The organism is Helicobacter cinaedi CCUG 18818 = ATCC BAA-847 (assembly GCF_000155475.1).
GTDB classification, from domain to species: Bacteria; Campylobacterota; Campylobacteria; order Campylobacterales; family Helicobacteraceae; genus Helicobacter_C; species Helicobacter_C cinaedi.
In genome coordinates this window covers 393149-414055 of record NZ_DS990391.1, presented here as the reverse complement: position 1 = coordinate 414055, position 20907 = coordinate 393149, and the positions used below count along the sequence as shown (strand labels likewise).

22 protein-coding genes are annotated in these 20907 nt (G+C 39.5%); 15 read left to right on the top strand and 7 right to left on the bottom strand.

Going from position 1 to position 20907, the window contains the following annotated elements; genetic code table 11:
• Positions 1 to 2 precede the first annotated feature (2 nt).
• Both HCCG_RS02235 and HCCG_RS02230 read right to left on the bottom strand, forming a co-directional pair.
• The gene (locus HCCG_RS02235) at positions 3 to 1370 is read right to left on the bottom strand and encodes a M20/M25/M40 family metallo-hydrolase (protein WP_002955766.1); all 1368 of its coding nucleotides are present in this window, start codon (positions 1368 to 1370) and stop codon (positions 3 to 5) included.
• A gap of 8 nt (positions 1371 to 1378) precedes the next feature.
• A complete protein-coding gene (locus HCCG_RS02230) occupies positions 1379 to 2008 on the bottom strand; it encodes a class II aldolase and adducin N-terminal domain-containing protein (protein ID WP_002955765.1) in 630 nt (209 codons plus the stop codon).
• Between the two features lie 293 nt (positions 2009 to 2301).
• Here HCCG_RS02230 and HCCG_RS02225 point away from each other — a divergent pair, with 293 nt between their 5' ends.
• The 3 genes from HCCG_RS02225 (at position 2302) to HCCG_RS12135 (ending at position 4595) form a co-directional block, all read left to right on the top strand.
• Positions 2302 to 3282, top strand: coding sequence for a hypothetical protein (locus HCCG_RS02225; RefSeq protein WP_002955764.1), 981 nt, complete (start codon positions 2302 to 2304; stop codon positions 3280 to 3282).
• The gene (locus HCCG_RS02220) at positions 3282 to 4199 is read left to right on the top strand and encodes a DNA cytosine methyltransferase (protein WP_002955763.1); all 918 of its coding nucleotides are present in this window, start codon (positions 3282 to 3284) and stop codon (positions 4197 to 4199) included. Before HCCG_RS02225 ends, HCCG_RS02220 begins: the two co-directional genes overlap by 1 nt.
• A gap of 234 nt (positions 4200 to 4433) precedes the next feature.
• Complete coding sequence (locus HCCG_RS12135) at positions 4434 to 4595, top strand: hypothetical protein (RefSeq protein WP_002955762.1); 162 nt, start codon at positions 4434 to 4436, stop codon at positions 4593 to 4595.
• Between the two features lie 95 nt (positions 4596 to 4690).
• Here the strand turns inward: HCCG_RS12135 and HCCG_RS02215 are convergent, their stop codons facing one another.
• A complete protein-coding gene (locus HCCG_RS02215; RefSeq protein ID WP_002955761.1) occupies positions 4691 to 5410 on the bottom strand; it encodes a hypothetical protein in 720 nt (239 codons plus the stop codon).
• Positions 5411 to 5412: 2 nt separating this feature from the next.
• Positions 5413 to 7023, bottom strand: a complete 1611-nt coding sequence (locus HCCG_RS02210) for an ABC-F family ATP-binding cassette domain-containing protein (RefSeq protein ID WP_002955760.1) — start codon at positions 7021 to 7023, stop codon at positions 5413 to 5415.
• A 130-nt stretch (positions 7024 to 7153) separates the two neighbouring features.
• Here HCCG_RS02210 and HCCG_RS12130 point away from each other — a divergent pair, with 130 nt between their 5' ends.
• The 9 genes from HCCG_RS12130 (at position 7154) to miaA (ending at position 15908) form a co-directional block, all read left to right on the top strand.
• Positions 7154 to 7303, top strand: a complete 150-nt coding sequence (locus HCCG_RS12130; RefSeq protein WP_002955759.1) for a hypothetical protein — start codon at positions 7154 to 7156, stop codon at positions 7301 to 7303.
• Positions 7304 to 7524: 221 nt separating this feature from the next.
• Entirely contained in the window at positions 7525 to 8154 is a 630-nt protein-coding gene (locus tag HCCG_RS02205; protein ID WP_015453836.1) for an alpha-1,2-fucosyltransferase, read from the top strand.
• A gap of 157 nt (positions 8155 to 8311) precedes the next feature.
• A complete protein-coding gene (gene ccoG, locus HCCG_RS02200) occupies positions 8312 to 9688 on the top strand; it encodes a cytochrome c oxidase accessory protein CcoG (RefSeq protein WP_002955757.1) in 1377 nt (458 codons plus the stop codon).
• 127 nt (positions 9689 to 9815) lie between these two features.
• Positions 9816 to 10508, top strand: coding sequence for a Bax inhibitor-1/YccA family protein (locus HCCG_RS02195; RefSeq protein WP_002955756.1), 693 nt, complete (start codon positions 9816 to 9818; stop codon positions 10506 to 10508).
• Positions 10509 to 10517: 9 nt separating this feature from the next.
• Positions 10518 to 10922, top strand: a complete 405-nt coding sequence (locus HCCG_RS02190) for a hypothetical protein (RefSeq protein WP_002955755.1) — start codon at positions 10518 to 10520, stop codon at positions 10920 to 10922.
• Between the two features lie 172 nt (positions 10923 to 11094).
• A complete protein-coding gene (pseH, locus tag HCCG_RS02185) occupies positions 11095 to 12657 on the top strand; it encodes a UDP-4-amino-4,6-dideoxy-N-acetyl-beta-L-altrosamine N-acetyltransferase (protein WP_002955753.1) in 1563 nt (520 codons plus the stop codon).
• A complete protein-coding gene (pseI, locus tag HCCG_RS02180) occupies positions 12654 to 13673 on the top strand; it encodes a pseudaminic acid synthase (RefSeq protein ID WP_002955752.1) in 1020 nt (339 codons plus the stop codon). The genes pseH and pseI overlap by 4 nt, the downstream gene beginning before the upstream one ends.
• Positions 13674 to 13721: 48 nt before the next feature.
• Entirely contained in the window at positions 13722 to 14879 is a 1158-nt protein-coding gene (locus HCCG_RS02175; RefSeq protein WP_014667297.1) for a pyridoxal-phosphate-dependent aminotransferase family protein, read from the top strand.
• Positions 14880 to 14906: 27 nt separating this feature from the next.
• The gene (gene miaA / locus HCCG_RS02170) at positions 14907 to 15908 is read left to right on the top strand and encodes a tRNA (adenosine(37)-N6)-dimethylallyltransferase MiaA (protein ID WP_014667609.1); all 1002 of its coding nucleotides are present in this window, start codon (positions 14907 to 14909) and stop codon (positions 15906 to 15908) included.
• A 20-nt stretch (positions 15909 to 15928) separates the two neighbouring features.
• Here the strand turns inward: miaA and HCCG_RS02165 are convergent, their stop codons facing one another.
• Positions 15929 to 16135 carry a hypothetical protein gene (locus HCCG_RS02165; RefSeq protein ID WP_002955749.1) on the bottom strand — a complete coding sequence of 69 codons (207 nt, stop codon included), beginning with the start codon at positions 16133 to 16135 and terminating at the stop codon, positions 15929 to 15931.
• A gap of 140 nt (positions 16136 to 16275) precedes the next feature.
• Between HCCG_RS02165 and HCCG_RS02160 the strand changes: the two genes are divergently transcribed.
• Positions 16276 to 16758, top strand: a complete 483-nt coding sequence (locus HCCG_RS02160) for a DUF4136 domain-containing protein (RefSeq protein ID WP_002955747.1) — start codon at positions 16276 to 16278, stop codon at positions 16756 to 16758.
• Between the two features lie 53 nt (positions 16759 to 16811).
• Here HCCG_RS02160 and pseF read toward each other — a convergent pair whose 3' ends face one another.
• On the bottom strand, positions 16812 to 17510 hold the full coding sequence (gene pseF / locus HCCG_RS02155; protein WP_002955746.1) for a pseudaminic acid cytidylyltransferase: 699 nt from the start codon (positions 17508 to 17510) through the stop codon (positions 16812 to 16814).
• A 100-nt stretch (positions 17511 to 17610) separates the two neighbouring features.
• Positions 17611 to 18324: a flagellar basal body L-ring protein FlgH gene (gene flgH, locus HCCG_RS02150; RefSeq protein WP_172618409.1), complete on the bottom strand. Its 714-nt coding sequence runs from the start codon at positions 18322 to 18324 to the stop codon at positions 17611 to 17613.
• Positions 18325 to 18727: 403 nt separating this feature from the next.
• Here flgH and HCCG_RS02140 point away from each other — a divergent pair, with 403 nt between their 5' ends.
• On the top strand, positions 18728 to 19648 hold the full coding sequence (locus HCCG_RS02140) for a DMT family transporter (RefSeq protein ID WP_002955744.1): 921 nt from the start codon (positions 18728 to 18730) through the stop codon (positions 19646 to 19648).
• A 10-nt stretch (positions 19649 to 19658) separates the two neighbouring features.
• Complete coding sequence (gene ilvA / locus HCCG_RS02135; protein WP_002955743.1) at positions 19659 to 20897, top strand: threonine ammonia-lyase; 1239 nt, start codon at positions 19659 to 19661, stop codon at positions 20895 to 20897.
• Positions 20898 to 20907: the final 10 nt, after the last annotated feature.

The window sequence follows — 20907 nt, the reverse complement described above, 5'->3', positions numbered from 1 at the left end:
AACTATTCCTTATAGAGTGTTACAAAATCTTGTAAAATATCGCAAAAAATCTCAAAATCTTTTAAATCAAGCCTTTCATTACAGCTATGTGGAGCGTGAATAGTTGGACCAATGGATAGAATCTCAAATTTTTTCACATTTGAGTGAGCTAGAATCTGCCTTTTTAGAATCCCACATTCCAGCCCAGCGTGGATTTGTGTAAGATTGGGCGTGATATTATGATTGGCATACAGCGTGTTTAAAAGCGTTAAAGCCTTATGTGTTGGCTCTATGCTTTTCTCCCAAGGGGCGTAATATCCGCTTGTTTTCATAGAGCAATGTGGATTAAGGTAGGGTAGCATTATTTCCAAACGCTCACAAGTGCGTTTGAGTAAGTCCTGCGTGTTTGCTCTAGCCATTAGGATAAGCTCTAATCTCTCCTGCTTTTGCGTGATAAGCGAAAGATTTAAAGATGAAAGCACCCCCTGCTTATCCCCCGCATACACACCGCTATGAATCCCACACAGCAAAGGGGCAATCGCATTTTTATGATAAGCGTTTGTATAATCGCTAGATTCTAAAGATTCCAAAGGTTTAATGTCAAAAGACGCTCCATTTGGCGTATAAAAGATAGAATCTAGCTTTTTATCACATATAATAATCGCCTCTAGCCCCACGGGTATGGAGTTGCGTTTCTCCCCACCATTAAGTGTGATGATATAGGCTTCAATCGTTGATAAAAAGAATCCAAACTCACTTAAAGCATTCTCTTTATTTTTATGAATCTCAATCCCCGAATGCCCACCCAAAAAGCCTTTGCTTGTGATTTTATAGATATAAGGGTGGGAGGGCAAAAGAGAATCTAAGGGCTTTAAGTTATTTTTTAAATCAATAGCACATTCTATATCCACGCCCCCAGCACAACCTAGCACAATCTCGTGTATATCCTCGCTATCAAGGTTTAAAAGCAAAGGAGATTCTATTTTTAGGCTAAGATTATTTGCCCCTATCATTCCTGCTTCTTCATCGTTTGTGAAAAGTAGCTCAATATTAGATTCTCGCAGGGCTAACATACACGCCAAAGCTATGCCATTATCCGCCCCTAGACTAGAATCTTTAGCGTATAAAAAACCATCTTTTTGTATAGGTGTAACGCCTATGTGCTTGGCAGAATCCCCAACGCACACCATATCATAATGCCCTTGCAAACAGATTCTAGGTTTGCCCTTTTTAGCGTAAATATTAAAAGCAGAATCCACAGCTAATGTGTAGCCTTGAGATTTTAATGTAGAGCAAAGAAAAGCGTACATATCCTGCGTGTGATAGCTACAATGTGGAATCTCACAGAGTTTATAAAACATCTCTAAAGCACGGGTAGAAAAATCACTCATTGTATTCCTTAGACATCATATTTCGCACTCGTTTCAAAAATCTCGCCCAAATCGGCGTTGTAATGCAGAATCTTACACGAATTTTCAATTAAGGCAATAATCTTGGCTAATGTGTGTAAATCCCTAGCATACACATACACGCCATAGCCTTTAATCAGCATAAAGCTATGGGAATGCTCCTTAAAATATCGTGGAATATCCGTATCAGCGCGTTCCGCCCAGCTCTCATAATCCTTAGGGTCAAAAATCTCAACACTCGGGGCTAAAAATTTATATCCAAAATAATCCTTTGGCTCTAGCTTGTCGTATTTAAGCGTATAAGACACAAGATAAGGCGGCATAGCATAGGCGATAAACTTTGCTTCAGAAAAGCTCTCATAAATTGCTGCGTGAATGGGGGCGTGCAGACTTGCCTCATTCCAGCGATAGTCCTGCTTTTGATAGAGCATAATCATAGAATCTGCGTTGATATTGTCAAAAATAGCATTTTGTTTGTTGATAATAAAGCGGTTTTTACTCACACGCGCAGAAATCGCCCCGTGAAAGATTCCAAAAAAGTTCTTCCTAAAGAGTGAAAGAGAGACATTAGCGATGTTTTGTATAAGCTCCTGGCTTACTTGAGTGGTATGGATATTCATAAGCGGGAGTATAGCATTTTGTGGTAACGCACAGAGAATAAAGCCAAAATTAGCCCTTGTGTTTTGTAGAATCTTGTGAAGTTTTTAGAATCTTAGTGTGGATTCTAGCGTGTGAAAAATATGCGGGGTGTTTTTAGAGATTTTGTAGGATTTCATTGAGTTGGATTGTCTTTTCTTTTTGACTAAGGAGCGTTTTTTCAAGCGTTTCTAGGGACTTTGGGCTAATGTATTCTATTTAAAGTAGCTTGTTACAATACGGCAATTATCTTGGCTACAAAATTTGGGAGAATTTAATGTTAAAAGAGTTAAAAACTATTGAGATTATAAGCAATTATTTGCGTCAATGTGGTGTTTTAAAAGAGATAGAATCCATTATAGACATTTATAACTTTTTTGAGTATTTACAAGAAAATAAGCATACATTTAATACACTTTATATCTATAGTTATCTCTATCATTTTATAAGCTCAAATGAAGTCGCAAAACGCAAAACTAGTGCTAGGATATTTGAGGATTTATTGGCTATTTTATTTAACGCACAGGTTGCAGATACAAAACAAAGAAAGAATCTAAGCTATGAAGTGAGTGATTATTTTATCAATGTTAAAGATAAAATCGCTTCAAATCGCAGAGAAAAGGCTGATGTGATTTTTGCAAATGGCTACTCTTTTTCTGTAAAAACATTGATTGCAACAAATAAAGAAATCAATATGGGTAGCTTTGAGAAAAAGGTGCTTTTTGATTCCTTAAAAGTAGATAATTATCTAAGTGAGCGAACTTCAAGTGATGGTGCTGGCGTGGGAAGCAAACCGCAATTTTTAAAGTTGCTTACACTTATTGAAACGCTTTCAAGTTATGAAAGTTTTAGAGAGAAGTTTAATAAAATGGCGGAGTTTATTTATGCCGATGATTTGCTTTTAGCTATTAAAGATGACACAAAAATGCAGCTTTATTTTCTAAGTGGTAAGGAACTTGTGAGATTGTTTTATAATTTAAGTGAGAATAAAAACAAGTTTTTAAGCATTGTCAATCGCTATGAGGGCAATTCATTACGCATTGATAGAGATATTTTATTGCAACAATGCTCTATGTCTTTAAGCCTTGATTTTTCCTATCTTAGCTCAAGCGTGATGGAGCTAGTTAGCGAGTTTGATTATCTATTACACGAAAGCTATGTGAAATATTTTAATGGCGATAGAGATTCTAGAAATAAGGCTTTGCATGGGCTAGAATCTTTATTTTCAAGCTTTGAAGCACAATACAAAGGTATATAGTGAGTAAAATCAAAGTGATTAGTCTTTTTTCTGGTTGTGGTGGGCTTGATTTAGGTTTTATTAAGGCTGGTTTTGAGATTGTGTTTGCTAATGATATTGATAAAGAAGCCTGTGAGAGCTATCAAAAAAATATAGGCAATCACATTGTATGTAAAGATATTTATACGCTTGAGGTAGAAGAGATTCCAAATGCTGATATTTTAATCGGTGGTTTTCCTTGTCTTGGCTTTACTATCGCAAATGGTAAAAATCGCAATCTAAACTCACATTACAATAAGCTTTATTTGGAATACGCAAGGGTGCTAAGGGATAAAAAGCCAAAATATTTTTTAGTAGAAAATGTCGCAGGGATTCAAAGCGGAAAGGCTTTTAAAGAGCATTTTTATAATGAAATACTGCCTACTTTTGAGAGATGCGGCTATGTTGTAAAGCATACTATCTTAAATGCAAGTGATTATGGTGTAGCTCAAAATCGCAAAAGAGTTATTATCATCGGGCGAAGAGTTGATATAAAGCAAGAGATAGATTTTCCAAAGCCACTTCATAAAAAGCCAAAGACACTAAGAGAGGCGATTTTTGATTTACCTTTAGAGTATGATGAGAATATTGCTAATCACACAGGAAGCAAACATAAAATAAATATTAATGGCTATGTAGGTAATAGAATCTTAGCGTGGGATAAGCCAGCCCCAACTATTACAGGCAGGGGCAGTAGAGGTGGTGGGGCAGTTATCCACCCTCACCCTAATTTACATAGGCGACTAAGTGTAAGGGAGTGTGCTAGGATTCAGAGTTTTGAAGATGATTTTATTTTCTATGGAAGCAATGGAGCAGCTTACGCACAAATTGGCAACGCCGTGCCACCTTTGATGAGTTATTATATTGCTAAGGAGTTTAGGAAAATATTGAACGGCTAACTCTTCTTGACTTATGCCCCAGCATTGATACACTATATTATGTTACTCTGCGGTGTGGTGGTGTGAGAGCTACAAACACTTGAGTTTTGCATAGAATCTAAGGAGTTTTCTCAACATCTTTGGTGGCAAGATTCTAACTAAGGGATTTTGTAAAAGTGTTCTTTGTCTTAAATTTAAGCTAAATCAAAAAAAAAAAAACGCATAATGCTATTTTATTTTTTTAAAGGAGTCAAAATGGCACAGGCTAATTCTAATCAAGGCAAAGTTACACCAAAGGACAATAGTGCTAATATGCAAAATCCCAACAAAGGCACAAGTGGCACAAATCGCCAATACGACCAAAATCAAGGCAACAGGGGTAAGCAGCTTAACCCAAATCAGCACAACAAAAAGTAGATTCTAGGAATCTGCCTACCTTGATCTACTAGCCCTAAAGCTCAAAAGGCTTTAAGGGTAGAATCCACTTTTATAAAAGCTATTTTTCTAATCAATTATTGCTCCGCTTCGCTCTTTTCTTTCCCTAGAATCCACAAAAAATGATCTAATTTTCTGCGATCTTGTGCGTCTTTATTTTCAAGTCCATAGTGTTTGGCAAACTCATCAATAGCTTGGAGAAATGTATCGTATGTATCATAGTCCTTAAGCTCTTTGTTTGCGAGCTTTTTTCCATAAAAATTTGTGCCTACTAGCTCACTAGGTATATCCGCAAACTTATTGCTTGTATCACTTTTGCCATTGTTAAAAAATACCAACACTTCACGCACAAAGCTATCATAGATTCTAAAGGCGTTTTGATTGTGGTGGAAGCAATATTTTGTCGCAAAGGAGTAAAAGACTTTTTTCTTATCATCTTTTCTTTTACATTCTGCAATTTGTTTAACAATATCCTTTAATTCATTGTAATTTTGTGGGTTGGCGTTGCGTATTTTTTGGTGGATTTGATCTTTTTGCTCTAGCTCGGTAATGTGTTTTGCGACTTCATAGATTCCAAATTTCGCAAGATTTGTGCTATAAAAGCTATCTAACACAGAAACCTTTAGTAGCACAATTTGCTGTAAGTTTTCTCGCCCCAATTTAGCAAAAACTCCATTTTCACTAAAAATATTTTCAATCACCTTTTCTTGCTCTCGGTAGTTTTCGTATTTATTGCGATTGTATATTCCTAAAATCCTGTCATAAAGCCCTTTCATTGTGCTTTTGTATCCACTCATTATCATTCCCCTTTAGATTCTAAATACTCCTCATAACTCCCGCGGAAGTCTATGATTTCTGCTCCACCGCCGCTAGAATCCGCTTTTAGCTCAATGATTCTATTGGCATAAGCATCAATCAGCTCCCTATCGTGGCTTACACAAATCACATTTCCGCTAAATTTATACAACGCCTCGCCAAGCGCGATAATGGATTCTAAATCAAGGTGGTTTGTAGGCTCATCAAGGACTAAGAAATTCCCCCCTTCTAGCATAAGTTTGCTTAGCACCATTCTGTGCTTTTCCCCACCGCTTAGGGCGTTTATGGATTTTTCTTGTTCCTCTCCGCTAAAGAGCATTCGCCCTAGTGTGTTGCGTATCTCGCCACTCTCTTTTTTCTTATCAAAGCCCCTTAGCCACTCATACAAGCTCTCTTCCCCACTTATCTCTTCGCTCACATTTTGTGGGAAGTAGCCTCTTTGCGTAGTCGCCCCCCACTTGACAACGCCAGAATCCGCTTTTAGCTCTTCAACTAGAATCTTACACAAAGTGCTTTTGCCCACGCCATTTGCACCGATGATAGCGATTTTATCCCCGGGCAAGATTTTCAAACTCACATTGTTTAGCACGCAGAGATCCTCATAGCTTTTTGAGATATTTTCACATTCTAGGGCTTCGTTGCCAATGGTGCGATTGGGTTTAAAGACTATGCTAGGATCTCGCCTAGAGCTAACCGCTAAGGATTCAATATTTAGCTTTTCTAGCTGCTTTTGGCGGCTTGTGGCTTGGCGGGCTTTGCTCGCATTAGCAGAAAAACGCGCGATAAAGGATTCTAGCTCCTCTTTTTCTTTAAGCTTTTTGTTTCGCTCCATTTCCTGCTGTTTAGCTATCAAAGTAGAGGCGATATACCAATCATCATAATTCCCGCTAAACTCCCGCACAGAGCCAAAATCCATATCCAAAATATGCGTGCAAACGCTGTTTAAAAAATGTCTATCGTGGCTGATGACGACAAGCGTTCCTTCGTGGCGTTTGAGATTCTCTTCAAGCCACGATATAGAGTGTAAGTCAAGGTTGTTTGTAGGCTCATCTAGGAGCAAAATATCAGGCTTGGGGAATAGCACTTGTGCGAGTAGAATCTTAAACTTATCGCCACCGGTTAGGGTTTTCATCAATTCATTATGTGTGCTAGATTCAAAGCCTAGATATTCTAAAATCTTTTCAATCACCACTTCGCATTCATACATTGGATCTTCTTCAGCACAAATCATCTCTAGCTCACCTAGCTCGGCATTGATTGTGTCATCGCTTAAATCGCCATTTTCATAGAGATATTCCTTGCGTTTTATGGCTTCATATAATCGCTTATTGCCTAGTAGCACCGCATCTTTTAGACTAAGATCTTCAAAAGCGTATTGATCCTGCCCCAAAACGCCCATTTTTAAGCCCTTTTCTATCACCACTTCGCCGCTGCTTGCCTCATACTGCCCACTTAGGATTTTTAAAAATGTGGATTTCCCCGCACCATTTGCCCCGATAAGCCCATAACGTTTGCCAGAATCTAGCTTGATATTGACATTTTCAAAGAGCTTTTTTGTCGCATAACGCATTGAAAGATTGATTGTTTGTAGCATTGTGTGTCCTTGTGATTGTGAATAATGGCGTGGATTCTAGCATAAAATAGCAGATTGTTTTATAATGCAAGTTATACTTTTGCCCTGATTAAGTGGGTCAATGACAACAAAAAAAACTAAGGAGGCTTGAATGCTTGTGATGGTTGGAGGCGGTTTAGGAAATCAAATGTTTCACTATGCTTTTGCTAAGACTATGCAACAAAAGGGATATGATGTTTTGCTTGGTGCAATAGAGTATGATTCCGTTGCTGGGGGGGGGGTGAAAATATTCGCCTTTTAGAGATTAAGCATTTTAATCTCAGTATTCCTTTATGCCAAGATTCTACTCAAATTGCAAAATACCTCACTAGACACGATGTGTTGTTTCCTTTTAAATTCATTTACAATAGACTACGCTACAAGGCAATTAGGCTAATTAGGAGGAGGGCGAGTTATAGACCTTTTTATGAGTTTTATGCACATATTGTTTGGGGTGAGGAGGGGGTAGTTAATGATCGCATAATGAAGCATTATAGAGAGAGTTCGTTTAAACCCTACGCTTTTCCGTATGGTATAAATATGTCCTTTGTGTATAGTAATGATGTGTATGCTCTGCTTAAAGATGATTTTAGATTAAAAATTCCACTTCGCTACGACAATGCTATGCTTAAAAAACAAATCCAAAACACGGATAAAAGTGTATTTTTACATATAAGAAGAGGGGATTACCTGCAAAGCGAAGGGCTTTATGTTGTGCTTGGTGTAACATACTATCAAAAAGCCTTAGAGATTCTCAAATCAAAAATCACAAACCCACACATTTTTGTTTTCAGTAATGATATGTGTTGGTGTAAAGAATATTTAATGCGGTATGTGGATTTTAGTGGCTGCACGATAGATTTCATAGAGGGCAATACAGAGGGAAATGCTGTTGAAGAAATGGAGCTTATGCGATCTTGTCAGCACGCTATTATTGCTAATTCAACATTTAGCTGGTGGGCGGCATATCTTATAGAGAATCCAGATAAAATAGTCATTATGCCAAAGGAATATTTAAATGATTCATCGCGATTTTTACCAAAACAATTTTTAGCCCTAAAGAATTGGTTTCTTGTTGATCATATATGGGGAAGTGTGGAGTTGGCTAACTAAACAATATTATTAAGTCTAAAGATTTTAATGTAAAAGCTTGTTTCTTCAATTTCTTAAGAGAATTTACAAAAAAATGTTGCTTTTAATTTAATTTAAGTCAAAAAAGTTATACAATGCAAACTTCAACAAATAAGGTGTGTTTCATAAGAAGGATAGTATGCAAAACAACACTCACTCTTACCGCAAAAAGCGTTACATTGTCTATGCGATAGCAACTTTGGCACTTTTGGTGTTTCCTTTTATACAAATCAATGGTAATCAGCTTTTTTTACTCTCATTTGATCACAAACAGCTTCATTTGATGGGCGTTGTGTTTGATATGCAGGAGCTGTATTTAATGCCGTTTTTGCTTATTCTTATGTTTGTGGGAATTTTTTTTATGACGACACTTGCGGGGCGTATATGGTGTGGCTGGGCGTGTCCGCAGACGATTTTCCGCATTTTATATAGGGATTTGTTGCAGACAAAGATTCTAGGTTTGCGAAAAAGAATCTCAAATAAGCAAGAAAAAATGGACTTAAGCACTTTTGGGGCAAAGATAAAGGCGGTGTTGGCATTTCTCATTATCTCCGTGCTTTGCCTTGTGGCAGCAGCGAATTTGATGTTCTTTTTTACACCTCCGAGTGATTTTTTCGCCTATATGAGCGATCCACTAAGTCATAGAATCTTACTTGGTTTTTGGCTAGGCTTTGGGCTATTTTTCATTCTTGATATTGCTTTTATACAGGAAAATTTTTGTATTTATATGTGTCCGTATTGCCGGATTCAAAGTGTGCTTTTTGATGATGACACGATTACGGCGGTGTATGACTATAAACGCGGTGGGGCGGTGTATGACACAAAGAGAATGAAGTTTGAACTCGCACCTAAAAAGCAAGATCCAAACAATGAATGCACCAATTGTAATGCGTGTGTGCGTGTGTGTCCAACGCATATTGATATTAGAAAAGGTATGCAGCTAGAGTGTATTAACTGCCTTGAATGTGCCGATGCGTGTGAATCTGTGATGAGTAAGCTTAATCGCCCTTCACTTGTGATGTGGAAGTCCTCTGCCTCGCTAGATAATAATGGTAAAGTGCGTGTGTTTAGGTTTAAAACTATCGGCTATATGGTGATTTTAGCCCTTGTGTTTGTGCTATTACTTTTTGTAGGTAGCAAAAAGGAGAGTATGCTCCTTGATATTAACCGCACCACCGAGCTGTATGAGATTAAAAAGAATCACATTGTGGATAATCACTACACAATGCTTTTCCACAACACGGATTCTGCTGATCACCAAATGTATTTTGAAATCCTTGATAACAAGGGCGGAGATATTGCTAAGTCCTTAGAGATTATCTCGCCAAAAGCTCCCTTTAATGTCAAGGCTGGAAAGAAAGTCAAGCAGATAGTTACAATCCGCACAAGAGAGAATCTAGGGCAGGGGAATTATGATATTACTATCCGTGCGTATGCCACAGACGCAAAAGAAAGTATTCAAGTTGAGCGTCCTACAAAGTTTGTCTATCCAGATTCTAAGCTCTTTAAAGATTAGAATCTTGCTTCTCAAAGCCCATTCTTAAGCAAATATGGGCTTGTGGCAATTTTGTAATAATGGAGAATTTTGCCTTGTTAGCAAAATGTGGTATCATTCCACTCTATCTTAAAAAAAGGAGATAAAAATGGGACTTTATGATAGAAATTATACAAACAATGTCAATGCAACTGCGGAATATGCAGCGGCACAGGATACTGCTCTTGTGAAATTTGTCAAAACGACTTATATTTTCTTTGGGGCAAGTTTGTTTTTTGCCTTTATTGGTGCGATGATTGGCTTTTACAATCTTCAGCTTGTTTTTGAAAATCGTATGCTTCTGTTTGTGGCTGCGATTGCAGCACTCTTTGGGCTTATGTTTTCTCGCTCAAAGCCCGGACTTAATATCGCAATGCTCTTTATCTTTACAACACTCACAGGTTTGGTGGCTACTCCGCTTGTGGCTATGGTAGCGGCAAAGGCAGGAGCTGGAGCTGTGGCTATGGCATTTGCAATGACGACAATTGTCTTTGGCGTGATGAGTATCTTTGGTATTAGGACACGCAAAGACTTGGCAAGTATGGGCAAAATGCTTTTTATCACTTTGATTGTTGTATTTGTTTGCTCGCTTGTGAATCTGTTTCTTGGAAGCTCTATGTTTCAAGTGTTGATTTCAAGTGCGGCGGTTATTCTCTTTAGTATGTATGTGGCGTATGATACACAAAATATTATCCGTGGGCTTTACACAAGTCCCGTAGATGCGGCAATTAGCTTGTATCTTGATTTCTATAATATTTTTATGAATCTACTTGCCCTTATCGGTTTATCAAACAGAGATTAAGGGGAATAAATGGAGATTGGCAGAGTTATAGATGCTAATCTCAATCGCTTAAGGGAGGGTATCCGCGTCATAGAGGATACGCTCCGCTACTTTCATAATGATAAAACACTCTCTTCCTTATGCAAAACACTGCGACATAAACTTAAATCTTCTGCTTCACTAAACTTACTTGATTATAGAGATATTCAAGGCGATGTAGCAAAACAAAGTAGCAAAGATGAGCTGTTAAGAGAAAATCTCAACGCCCTTGTTATGGCTAATTTTAAACGCACTCAAGAATCCGCTCGTGTTTTGGAGGAATATGCCAAACTTGCTCCACATCTAGGCGACACTCACACTTTTAAGCAGATTCGCTATGAGCTTTATGACATTGAAAAACAATATTTCCAAGCCTACTGCAACTCTGCCCTATAAAATACGCTCAATCCCCACAAGCCACACAAATTCATCAATACCAAAATCTTAAAGTCAGCTCCACGCCTTAGAATCTAGCTAGATTCTAGCCCTATATAATTTTGGAATGAATTATGGAATTAACTTTGCTACCCACTCCGTAAAATCCATTGTAAAAACTAAAAGGTATAAAATGCGTATTGATATTTTTTGCGAGAGTGGGGAGGGCTATGGGCTAGGGCATTTCTACCGCTCTTTAAAACTCATCGCCATATTTGTAAAATTGACAAAGCTCCCTTATATCCACGCCATTACTTTGCATAATCGCGGCGATTACACCCCGCCATCTCTAAATACTCTGCTAGATTCCACACTTTCACATATTGAGCTTGAGTGTAAAAACTATGAGTGGCTATCCACCCAGCCTGAAATGCTTGAACTTGCCATTGTGGATAGCTATGAGGCACAAGAGTGGTTCTATCATCGTTTAATTCAGCACAGCAAGGCACTCATCTGCCTTGATGATACCCTGCGTGATGTCTATCCAAAGGATTGCTATATTCTCAATCCCACGCCAGATTCTAAGTCGTATTTTAAGGGGTATTCTCACTTGTGGTGTGGGGAAGAATATATGATTTTGCCCCAACATATAGAATCTAAACCATTAGAATCTGCACAAGATTCCAAGCCCACAGCCCACAATCAAAATAAGCAAATCTTCGTGAATTTTGGCGGTGTAGATTTGAGTAATCTCTCCCAAAGATTTATTGATTTACTCGCTGATTTACTTATGAGTGTGCCTGTGGGGCAGTGTCATTTTCATCTCGTGCTAGGCGGTGGCTATCCCCATAAAATCGCCATTCCAAAGCCCCTTGAAAATTTCATTAGTATGTATCACAATCTCACACCTAGCGAGTTTTTACACTTAGCCCTAACTTGCGATTATGCCTTAAGTGCAGGGGGTGGCAGTATGCTTGAATTATTAAGGCTTAAAATCCCTAGTGTCATTTTACAAACTGCACAAAATCAAGCCTTTCATATAGAGCAATGGCAGAAAAAAGGCGTGATTTATCACGCAAAAGATTTGCCATCTGCCCTTGAAACGCTTTTCTCTTGGCAGGAGAATCCCCCTAAGATTCTAAAGCAAAATCTTCAAAATCTAAATCTTGGCTCAAAGCTAGAATCTGCCCTTTTAAGCTTAATTCAAAACCTAGCCACCCCCCACAGCACAGCTCAAAATGAAACAGCTAAGATTCAAGCCCTGCCTTTTCCAAAGCTTAATCCTACGCAATCTCAAGCCATCTTGCAAATGCGAAATCACCCAGACATCGCTAAATGGATGTATGCCACTTTTATTAGCCCAGAATCTCACACCGCGTTTCTAGCAAACCTTGCAAATGATAATACAAAGCGATATTGGCTCTTGCAGGAAAATGATGAGTATATCGGCGTAGGCTCACTCACAAGGATAAATCTCACCCATCGCCACGCCTTTATTGGAATCTATAAAAATGTAGATTCTAGCATTTCACGCAAGGGGGCTAAGATTCTAAAGTTTTTAGAATCTTATGCTTTTAATGAGCTAGGTTTACACACCTTGCACCTTGAAGTATTACAGCACAATACCCAAGCCATAGCATTTTATGAAAAAATGGGCTATACAAAAGAGGGGATTTTGCACGATTTTATACGCGAGATAAAAGATTCACAAAGCATATATCACAATGTCATCTTAATGTATAAGGAGCGTGTATGAAGCCCCCACTTATCATCGCCGAGCTAAGTGCTAATCATCAGCAAGACTTGCAAATTGCTAAAGATTCTATTTATGCCATTGCTAAAAGTGGAGCTGATGGTGTGAAGCTACAAACCTACACGCCCTCCTGCCTAACGCTAGATTCTAAGAATCCGCCCTTTGCCATTAGCGGCGGGACATTGTGGGATAATACCTATCTGTATGATTTGTATAAAAAAGCCCAAACGCCGTGGGAATGGCATAAAGAGCTTTTTTCACTTGCACGAAGTTTAGGACTAATCGTATTTAGCTCACCTTTTTCTGTGGAGGGCGTGAAGCTTTTAGAATCTTTGCAATGCCCTATGTATAAGGTTGCAAGCTTTGAGATTATGCACTATGAGCTGATTGCTGCGATTGCTAAGACTAAAAAGCCTATTATTTTTTCCACCGGCATTGCCACGCACAAAGAGATTGAATCTGCCCTTGCACTTTGCCATAAATATGGGAGCAAGGATATTACGCTTTTGCATTGTGTGAGTGAGTATCCAGCACCTTTGGAATCTGCAAATATCAAAGCAATGCTAGGCTTAAAGCAAAGATATAAAAAATACAATATTAAAGTTGGACTTTCAGATCATACGCTTGGCAGTCTCTGCCCCATTATCGCTACGAGCCTTGGGGCGTGTATGATTGAGAAGCATTTTATCCTTGATAAGTCCTTAGGAGGCGTGGATAGTGCCTTTAGTATGGATAAAGATGAGTTTGGTGCGATGGCAAGGCAAGTCCGCAACACTGCCCTAGCCCTTGGCAAAAAGCAACCGAGCATTGATAAAAACAGGCTTAAAAAACGCAGAATCTTTGCTAGAAGCATTTGGGTTACAAAAGATATTGCTAAGGGGGAGCGTTTCACAAAGGAAAATATTGCGATCTTGCGTCCCAATGGCGGAATGCACCCGCGGTATTTTTCACAGATTCTAAACACAAAGGCAGAGCGTGATTACAAAGCTGCCACACCACTCATAAAGCATAAATTATAACTTTAAGGGTATAATCACCATTTCAAATCCAAAGTTAAAAGGAAGCCTATGTTGCCATCTACTCCATTACTTTTTACGCCCGGTCCTACCCCCGTGCCAGAATCTTTGCGTCAGGCGATGAGTGAGCCTACACTCCACCACAGAACCCCAGAGTTTGAAAGCATTTTTGCTAAAGCTAGGGAGGGGCTTTTAGAGCTTTTAGGAATGAAAGAAGTTTTAATGCTTGCAAGTAGCGGCAGTGGGGCTATGGAAGCTTGTGTGCTGACTTTTAGTGCTAAAAAAATGCTAAGTGTCAATAGCGGGAAGTTTGGCGAACGCTTTGGCAAAATCGCCAAGGCTCATAAGATTCCATATACAGAGATTATAAATGAGTGGGATACCCCAGCGAGTGTGGAATCTGTGCTTGAGATTTTGCAAAATGATAAGGATATTGACTGCTTTTGTATGCAGATGTGTGAATCTGCAGGGGGGTTGCGACACCCAGCAGAAGCCATAACTAAGGCGATTAAGGAGTATAATCCAAATATTATTGTGGTGGTTGATGCCATTACGGCAATGGGCGTTGAAGCCATTGATACAAGTCATATTGACGCCCTTATTGGCGGCTCACAAAAGGCGTTTATGCTGCCACCGGGCTTAAGCATTATTGGGCTATCATCTCAAGCGATACAAAAGATTGAAGAACGCGATGTGGGCTTTTATTTTAATCTCAAAACCGAGCTAAAAAATCAAGTCAAAAACACCACCGCTTGGACTGCTCCAACGACAATTATCACCGGACTTGCGAAGTATTTTGAGCTTGTGTCCCAAAATGAATCGCAAAATGGCGGACAAAGTAAAGGAATGGAGCAAATCTATAAAGATACAAAGGCTAGAAGCCTATCAACGCAAAAAGCCCTAGAATCTATCGGGCTAAAAATCTACCCCAAATCCCCAGCCCTAGCGATGAATACCATTTATGATGAGACAAATGCGGCGAATTTACGCAAAGTGCTAAAGACAGAGTTTAATCTTAATGTCGCAGGGGGGCAGGATAGGCTAAAGACAAGCATTGTGCGGATTAATCAAATGGGGCTTATCCCGCTATCCCAAAGTTTGTGGGTAGTCAATGCCTTTGAACTTGCCTTGCAGAGACTTGGATTACGGGACTTTACAGGTGAAGCAAATAAGGTATTTTTAAAATCTTATTATGCGTTAAAAGCCTAGCCCTTACAAAAATAAGAGATTTAAAAAGTGCCACAAAATACGCACGATTCTATCACCAAAGATTCTATGCAAAATACAGAATCTTTGCATTCACGCTTTAGTAAGGCTTTGCAGGCTCTTACAAATAAAGCCTTAGATTCTAAGCCTAAAATCATCGCTATCCTTGGCTCAAGTGGGAGTGGTAAAACTGCCCTTGCTCACGAGATAGCCTTGCAAAAGGGCTGTGAGATTTTTAGCCTTGATTCTTTAGGGATTTATAAAGGCTTTGATATAGCTTCCGCCAAGCCCACGCCTTTGGAAAAAACGCAGGTGCGTTACCACGCGTTAGATATTTTAAGCCCAAGTGAAAAAAGCAATGCTATGCTTTTTTTTACACTTTTATGCGAATGTGTGCTTCATCTTAAGCCCGATACGCCCTTGCTTATCGTTGGGGGCAGTAGCTTTTTTCTAAAAAGCATTATAGAAGGCTTAAGCCCTATGCCAGACTTGCAATGCTATGAAAAGTGGATAGAATCTCTAGGAAGTTTGCAGGAGTGCTATGCCTTTTTATGTTCCATTGATATGGATTACGCTCAAAAAATCGCCCCGCAAGATACATACAGAATCCACAAAGCCCTAAGCCTCTACAAAGCCACGCAATTAAAGCCTAGCGAGTATTTTGCCACGCATAAGCCTACGCCTTTTCCCCTGCCTTTAGAGATTTTTGCCCTAGATAAGCCAAGAGATGAATTGAGGGCTGATATTTTAAAGCGAAGTCAAAAGATGATAGAGCAAGGCATTGTGGAAGAGATAAAAGAGATTGTAGAATCTTATGGGGAGGGCATACCGCCTTTAAACGCTATCGGTCCAAAGGAATGTTTAGCATTTTTACAAGGCAAACTTACAAGCCTTGAATCTCTAAAACAAGAGCTGTTTTTTCATACTTGTCAATTAGCCAAACGCCAAGCTACCTTTAACCGCACACAATTCCCCACAATCACACTTTTACCAAAACAAGATTTACAACAAGAGATTTATAAAAGGCTTTAGCTTTGCTGAAAGTGTAAGCTTTAGGCTGAATGCGTGGAGTTTGGGTCTATGGACTTAATAAGCTCTAAAATCTCCTTGTGATATAGCTCCTGTTGAGCGAGATTCTCACGCATTTTAAATCCTGCTTCTATAATCGCATATAATTCTGGCTTTGTCGTTCTCCACCGCTGCAATGTGCGTGTCGTGATACGCAAGATTCTAGCTTTGTCTCTTTGAGTGTATTTCATTATGCTTTGCCTTTTAATATTTTTGGCATTTAAGTTAAAACTCTCTTTAAAGCTAACTATGACAATAAATCGTTTATATATAAAAATTAAGAAAATATATCGTATAGTTGCATTTTTAATTTTCAAAACAAGGGGAAAAAATGAAAAAGGTATTTATTACTGGACTCTTAGTTTTTATTATGAATGGCTGTGCGATTTTAAAGCCAACACAGGTAAATAAATTGCAAGATACAAGTATGTATAGGTATGCCATTGTGGGACAAACACAAACATTGACTTCAGGAAGTGGAGCTGTTTATATGGGGTATGGCACAGGTGGAGGTTTTGGTGCTTCTAGCTCAAAAAGTATAAATCCTGCAGATGTGATTTCTGGAATCTTAATGAAAAAAGGCTTTGTTATTTTAAGTAGTCCTAATGACAAACCGACACTTCTTGTTCAGTATGGGCAGGGTGATAAGCGAAATGTATTGGGAGGGCTAGGAGGATATACTTTGAGTGTTACTATTCAAATGTTAGATTCAAAAACACACGATTTAGTTTTTACTTGTAGTGCAGAGGGGCAGGGGGATACTGAAGCTGATGATGTGCGTCAAGCCATAGAACGATGTCTTAAAGATTTTTAAAGTTTATAATTTTATTTGGTTTTTGATGTTTTATTAAGTAAATTGATTAGATTCTAAGCTTTTTCATCACTTAAACTTTCCTGCAACTTATACTTTATCTCCGCCATTTGCCAATCATCTAGCGTATCAATGTCTTGGACTTGATAGCTTTTTAGGATAATAGCATAAGAATGCGGGGCAAAGATAGGCAGAGCTTCCTGCCACGCCCCCACTCTGCCAAAGTAGAACTGCCCCGCATCGTGATAGACTTGCTCCAAGTCTTGGGAGCGTTTAGCATAATGGGCTGGAAAAAGCATAGCAATCTCGCCGTTTTTAAAGCAAAAGCTACGATATGGCGTGTAGTCATACGCCACAGCAGCGAAACTAAAAAGATAGGCAGAATCCTGCAGGGCGAGATAGCCTAGATTCAGACTCTTAGCACTTAGCAGTGGGGCGGTAGGGTAGATGACACAAAGCAGGTCATCTTGGCTAAGATTTAGCATATCTATGGCGTGATTTGCCACATCAGCAGTTGGCGTGAAGTCATCGCTTAAATGCGTTGGACGCATAAAGGGGACTTTTGCTCCATAATCAAGGGCAATTTGAGCGATAATGTGAGAATCTGTACTGACAATGACTTCATCAAAAAGCTTAGATTCTAATGCGGTGGCTATGGGGTAGGCGATGATAGGTTTGCCACAAAAATCTTTGATATTTTTATTTGGGATTCTTTTACTCCCGCCTCGTGCGGGGATAAGGGCTACTTTTCTCATTTTCACTACCTTTCCTTTTTGTGGTGTTGCCCTTGTGAAAAGGGATAAGATTTTAAAGCTTAGATTCTAACAGGGCTTCGCTTCGCTTAGAATGCTTTACTCAAAATGGATAGAGCGATTCTATACCATCGCTAATGGGCTTTTTGCGGTTGGTATCGCTGATGGGTCCTGCTGATGTGTAGGCGATTTTGGCATTGGCGATGTGTTTGCTTTGCACGACATTATCTTTGCTTATATCAAATGATCGCACCACGCCGCTTAATTCTAGAATCTGCTTTTCGCCATCTACTAGCACTTCGCGTCTGCCATGGATAAAGTAGGTGTTATTATCTAAGACTTTGATGATTCTTGCTGTGAGTGTGGCATTTAGGGCTTCATTACGCGTTTGTGCGCCTCCACCTTGGAAGTTTGAAGTGTTGTTTGCCTTTGTGAGATTGTAGGCAGCTTGGTCGTTTAGCTCTTGGACTATTTGCTTTTGCTCTTCGTTATTGCCTGTGTATTCAATGGCTGGGGGTGTTACATTCCCGCCACTTGCACCATTATAGTTTTTGTTTGTAGTGAAGTTGGCATTAGCATTTTCATTAATCACAATCGTAATGAGATCATCTGGCTTCATTGCGCGTCTATCAGAAAATAGCGGTCTATCCCCACTGCCAAAAAGGCTTCCTGCTTTGGGTAATTCTGGGACATCATTATCCGCAGATTCTCGCTCTTCTACCCAGTCTGGCGCGTTAAAGTCAATGCTAGGCTCAAAGGCTAAGGCTTTATTTGAAAAAAGGGCGATGGAAAGTATTAAGATTCCAAGGAGCGACATTCCTAAACTTCGTGTAAGCATTTACAATCCTTTGTAGTGTCTTTGCGGAGTTTTAAGCAAAGGGCATTCCTAAAAATAGAATCTGCATTTGTAGAATCTTAAGCAGTGGCAAAGCACGACTTTGCCACACATAAAATCAATGTAAGTGCGAAGCATAACCTTGAAAGCGTCATCGGGTGGGGGATTTTTAAGGGGGAGGGGTGATTTCGCGTGTAGCGAAGCAAATCCACACTTGCAAATTCAAACCCCTCCCCCTTAAAGAAAAAATAAGAAGCACTCAAAGATTCTAAAAAATAGAGATGCTTGCTGTGTTGAGTATGATAAGGTGGTAGAATCTATTTGAGATTCTAGGCTTTTAAGAATCTAAACTGCTATAATGCCACATTTAAAGGAGTGTGATTTTATGAGTGCAAATCTCACACAGGGCATTTTGGCTATGCTGTTTTCATCTTTGCTTTTTGCGTTAATGGGTGCGGAGGCTAAGATTCTCTCTCTTACTCTGCCATCTATGGAAGTGGCGTTTTTCCGCTCATTTTTAATGGTGCTGTTTTTGCTGCCGCTGTGTTTGAGTAAGCCTATGAAAAAGCCTAGTCATAAAAAAGGCGGCTATGTGTTTTTGCTCTCCCGCTCAATCGCTGGGGGTTTAAGCTTTGTGGCACTTTTTTATAATATTGCGACTATTTCACTTGGCAATGCCACAGCCTTTAGTCAAAGTATGCCTTTATATGTGGTGTTGCTGTCTTTTTTATTTTTGGGGGAAAAGTTTCATTTAGGCGTGGTGCTTTCTACGATTATAGGCTTTTGTGGAATCTTGCTGATTTGCAATCCAAATTTTAATGCAATGGGGCTAGAAAATGTTATTTTTGGTATTTCAAGTGCGTTATTTATGGCAGTGGCGTTTTTAAATCTTAGGGCATTAAAGGATTATTTTAGCTCGTGGGTGCCTGTATTTGCCACAGGCGTGGCGATGAGTGTCATTACACTTATTGTAAGTGTGGCTCAAATCCCGCTTTTTGCGCAATCTTGGGCTATGCCACAAGGGATAGATTGGCTACATATTATTCTACTTGGGCTGTTTGGGACACTAGGGCAGCATTATCTCACAAAGGCGTATATGTCCGCTCCTGCTGGTATTGTCGCACCTATTGATTATATGCGTTTGGTTTTTAGCGTGATTCTTGGTGTGTTGCTAGGGGATAATTTACCAAATCTTGCTACAAGCTTTGGCATAATGTTTATTATACTCTCTGGCATTGGTGTTGGGCTGCCTCCATTGCTTGTGGATATGAAAAAGTTACTACACGCTAAAAATACTAAAAAATAAGGGGATAGCAATGCGACACATTTATGATAGGGTTTTAGAAGCAAGGCAGAGATTACAGGGCGTGATAGCTCATACTCCGCTAAGTTATGCACCTGTGCTTTCACAGCTCTCTGTCGGTGAGATTTATCTCAAAAAAGAGAATCTTCAGCTTACAGGAGCGTTTAAGATTCGCGGGGCGTTTAATAAAATCGCTTCATTAGTGGAATCTAGCAAGGCAGAATCTTATAAGGCAGGGCAGATTCAAGGTGTGATTGCCGCAAGTGCTGGGAATCACGCTCAAGGTGTGGCATATAGTGCTAGGCATTTTGGGATTCAATCTGTGATTGTAATGCCTGAGGCTACACCATTATTGAAAGTGAGTGCGACTAAGGCGTTGGGGGCGGAAGTGGTGCTTTGTGGGGATAACTATGATGAGGCGTTTGAAAGGGCATTGCAGATAGCAAAAGAGCGGGATTTGGTGTTTATCCACCCTTTTGCCGATGAGCTTGTCATTGCTGGGCAAGGAAGTATAGGGCTTGAGATAATAGAAGAAAAAAATGACATAGATGTAGTGGTTGTGCCTATTGGCGGAGGTGGGCTTCTTGGGGGTATTGGCAGTGTGATAAAGACACTAAAGCCTAGCGTGCGAGTTATTGGCGTAGTGGCAAGTGGAGCGGACGCGATGAAAAGGTCATTTGTCAGTGGGAAAATTGAAAAAGTAGAATCTGTGCGGAGTATTGCCGATGGGATAGCTGTGCGTGATGTGAATGCGGATAATTTTGCGTTATTACAGCAATGCGTAGATGAGATAGTAAGTGTAGATGATGAAGAGATTGCTAATGCGATTTTATTTTTGCTTGAAAAGCAAAAGCTTGTCGTGGAGGGGGCTGGGGCGGCTAGTGTAGCGAGTGTGTTACATAAGAAATTTAGTTTTAGTCAAAGTGACAAAATTGCTTTGCTGCTAAGTGGAGGGAATATTGATATTACAATGCTCAATGTGATTATTGAAAAGGGCTTACTCAAATCAAATCGCAAGATGAAGCTTGAAGTCGTGCTGGTTGATAAGCCCGGGAGTTTGCAGGGGTTAACGGATATTTTAAGCAAGGTTGGGGCAAATATCGTGCAGATTGAATACGATAGGACTTCAGTAATGCTCAAATATGGCGATGCGTTGGTAACAATGGCGTTAGAAACAAAGGGGCAAGAGCATAAGGAGCAAATCCGCCAAAGCCTTAAAAACTATGGATATTTTTTTAATGAGATTAACTAAAAGGCATTTA

Bases quoted from the DNA above. Each gene is read 5' to 3' on its own strand.
- flgH (WP_172618409.1), bottom strand. From the start codon at position 18,324: ATGTCGCTCCTTGGAATCTTAATACTTTCCATCGCCCTTTTTTCAAAT.
- pseF (WP_002955746.1), bottom strand. From the start codon at position 17,510: ATGAGAAAAGTAGCCCTTATCCCCGCACGAGGCGGGAGTAAAAGAATC.
- HCCG_RS02190 (WP_002955755.1), top strand. From the start codon at position 10,518: ATGGAGATTGGCAGAGTTATAGATGCTAATCTCAATCGCTTAAGGGAG.
- HCCG_RS02215 (WP_002955761.1), bottom strand. From the start codon at position 5,410: ATGAGTGGATACAAAAGCACAATGAAAGGGCTTTATGACAGGATTTTA.
- HCCG_RS02230 (WP_002955765.1), bottom strand. From the start codon at position 2,008: ATGAATATCCATACCACTCAAGTAAGCCAGGAGCTTATACAAAACATC.
- HCCG_RS12130 (WP_002955759.1), top strand. From the start codon at position 7,154: ATGCTTGTGATGGTTGGAGGCGGTTTAGGAAATCAAATGTTTCACTAT.
- HCCG_RS02235 (WP_002955766.1), bottom strand. From the start codon at position 1,370: ATGAGTGATTTTTCTACCCGTGCTTTAGAGATGTTTTATAAACTCTGT.
- HCCG_RS02205 (WP_015453836.1), top strand. From the start codon at position 7,525: ATGAAGCATTATAGAGAGAGTTCGTTTAAACCCTACGCTTTTCCGTAT.
- HCCG_RS02140 (WP_002955744.1), top strand. From the start codon at position 18,728: ATGAGTGCAAATCTCACACAGGGCATTTTGGCTATGCTGTTTTCATCT.
- HCCG_RS02195 (WP_002955756.1), top strand. From the start codon at position 9,816: ATGGGACTTTATGATAGAAATTATACAAACAATGTCAATGCAACTGCG.
- HCCG_RS02210 (WP_002955760.1), bottom strand. From the start codon at position 7,023: ATGCTACAAACAATCAATCTTTCAATGCGTTATGCGACAAAAAAGCTC.
- HCCG_RS02225 (WP_002955764.1), top strand. From the start codon at position 2,302: ATGTTAAAAGAGTTAAAAACTATTGAGATTATAAGCAATTATTTGCGT.
- HCCG_RS02175 (WP_014667297.1), top strand. From the start codon at position 13,722: ATGTTGCCATCTACTCCATTACTTTTTACGCCCGGTCCTACCCCCGTG.
- ilvA (WP_002955743.1), top strand. From the start codon at position 19,659: ATGCGACACATTTATGATAGGGTTTTAGAAGCAAGGCAGAGATTACAG.
- ccoG (WP_002955757.1), top strand. From the start codon at position 8,312: ATGCAAAACAACACTCACTCTTACCGCAAAAAGCGTTACATTGTCTAT.
- HCCG_RS02160 (WP_002955747.1), top strand. From the start codon at position 16,276: ATGAAAAAGGTATTTATTACTGGACTCTTAGTTTTTATTATGAATGGC.
- pseI (WP_002955752.1), top strand. From the start codon at position 12,654: ATGAAGCCCCCACTTATCATCGCCGAGCTAAGTGCTAATCATCAGCAA.
- HCCG_RS12135 (WP_002955762.1), top strand. From the start codon at position 4,434: ATGGCACAGGCTAATTCTAATCAAGGCAAAGTTACACCAAAGGACAAT.
- pseH (WP_002955753.1), top strand. From the start codon at position 11,095: ATGCGTATTGATATTTTTTGCGAGAGTGGGGAGGGCTATGGGCTAGGG.
- HCCG_RS02165 (WP_002955749.1), bottom strand. From the start codon at position 16,135: ATGAAATACACTCAAAGAGACAAAGCTAGAATCTTGCGTATCACGACA.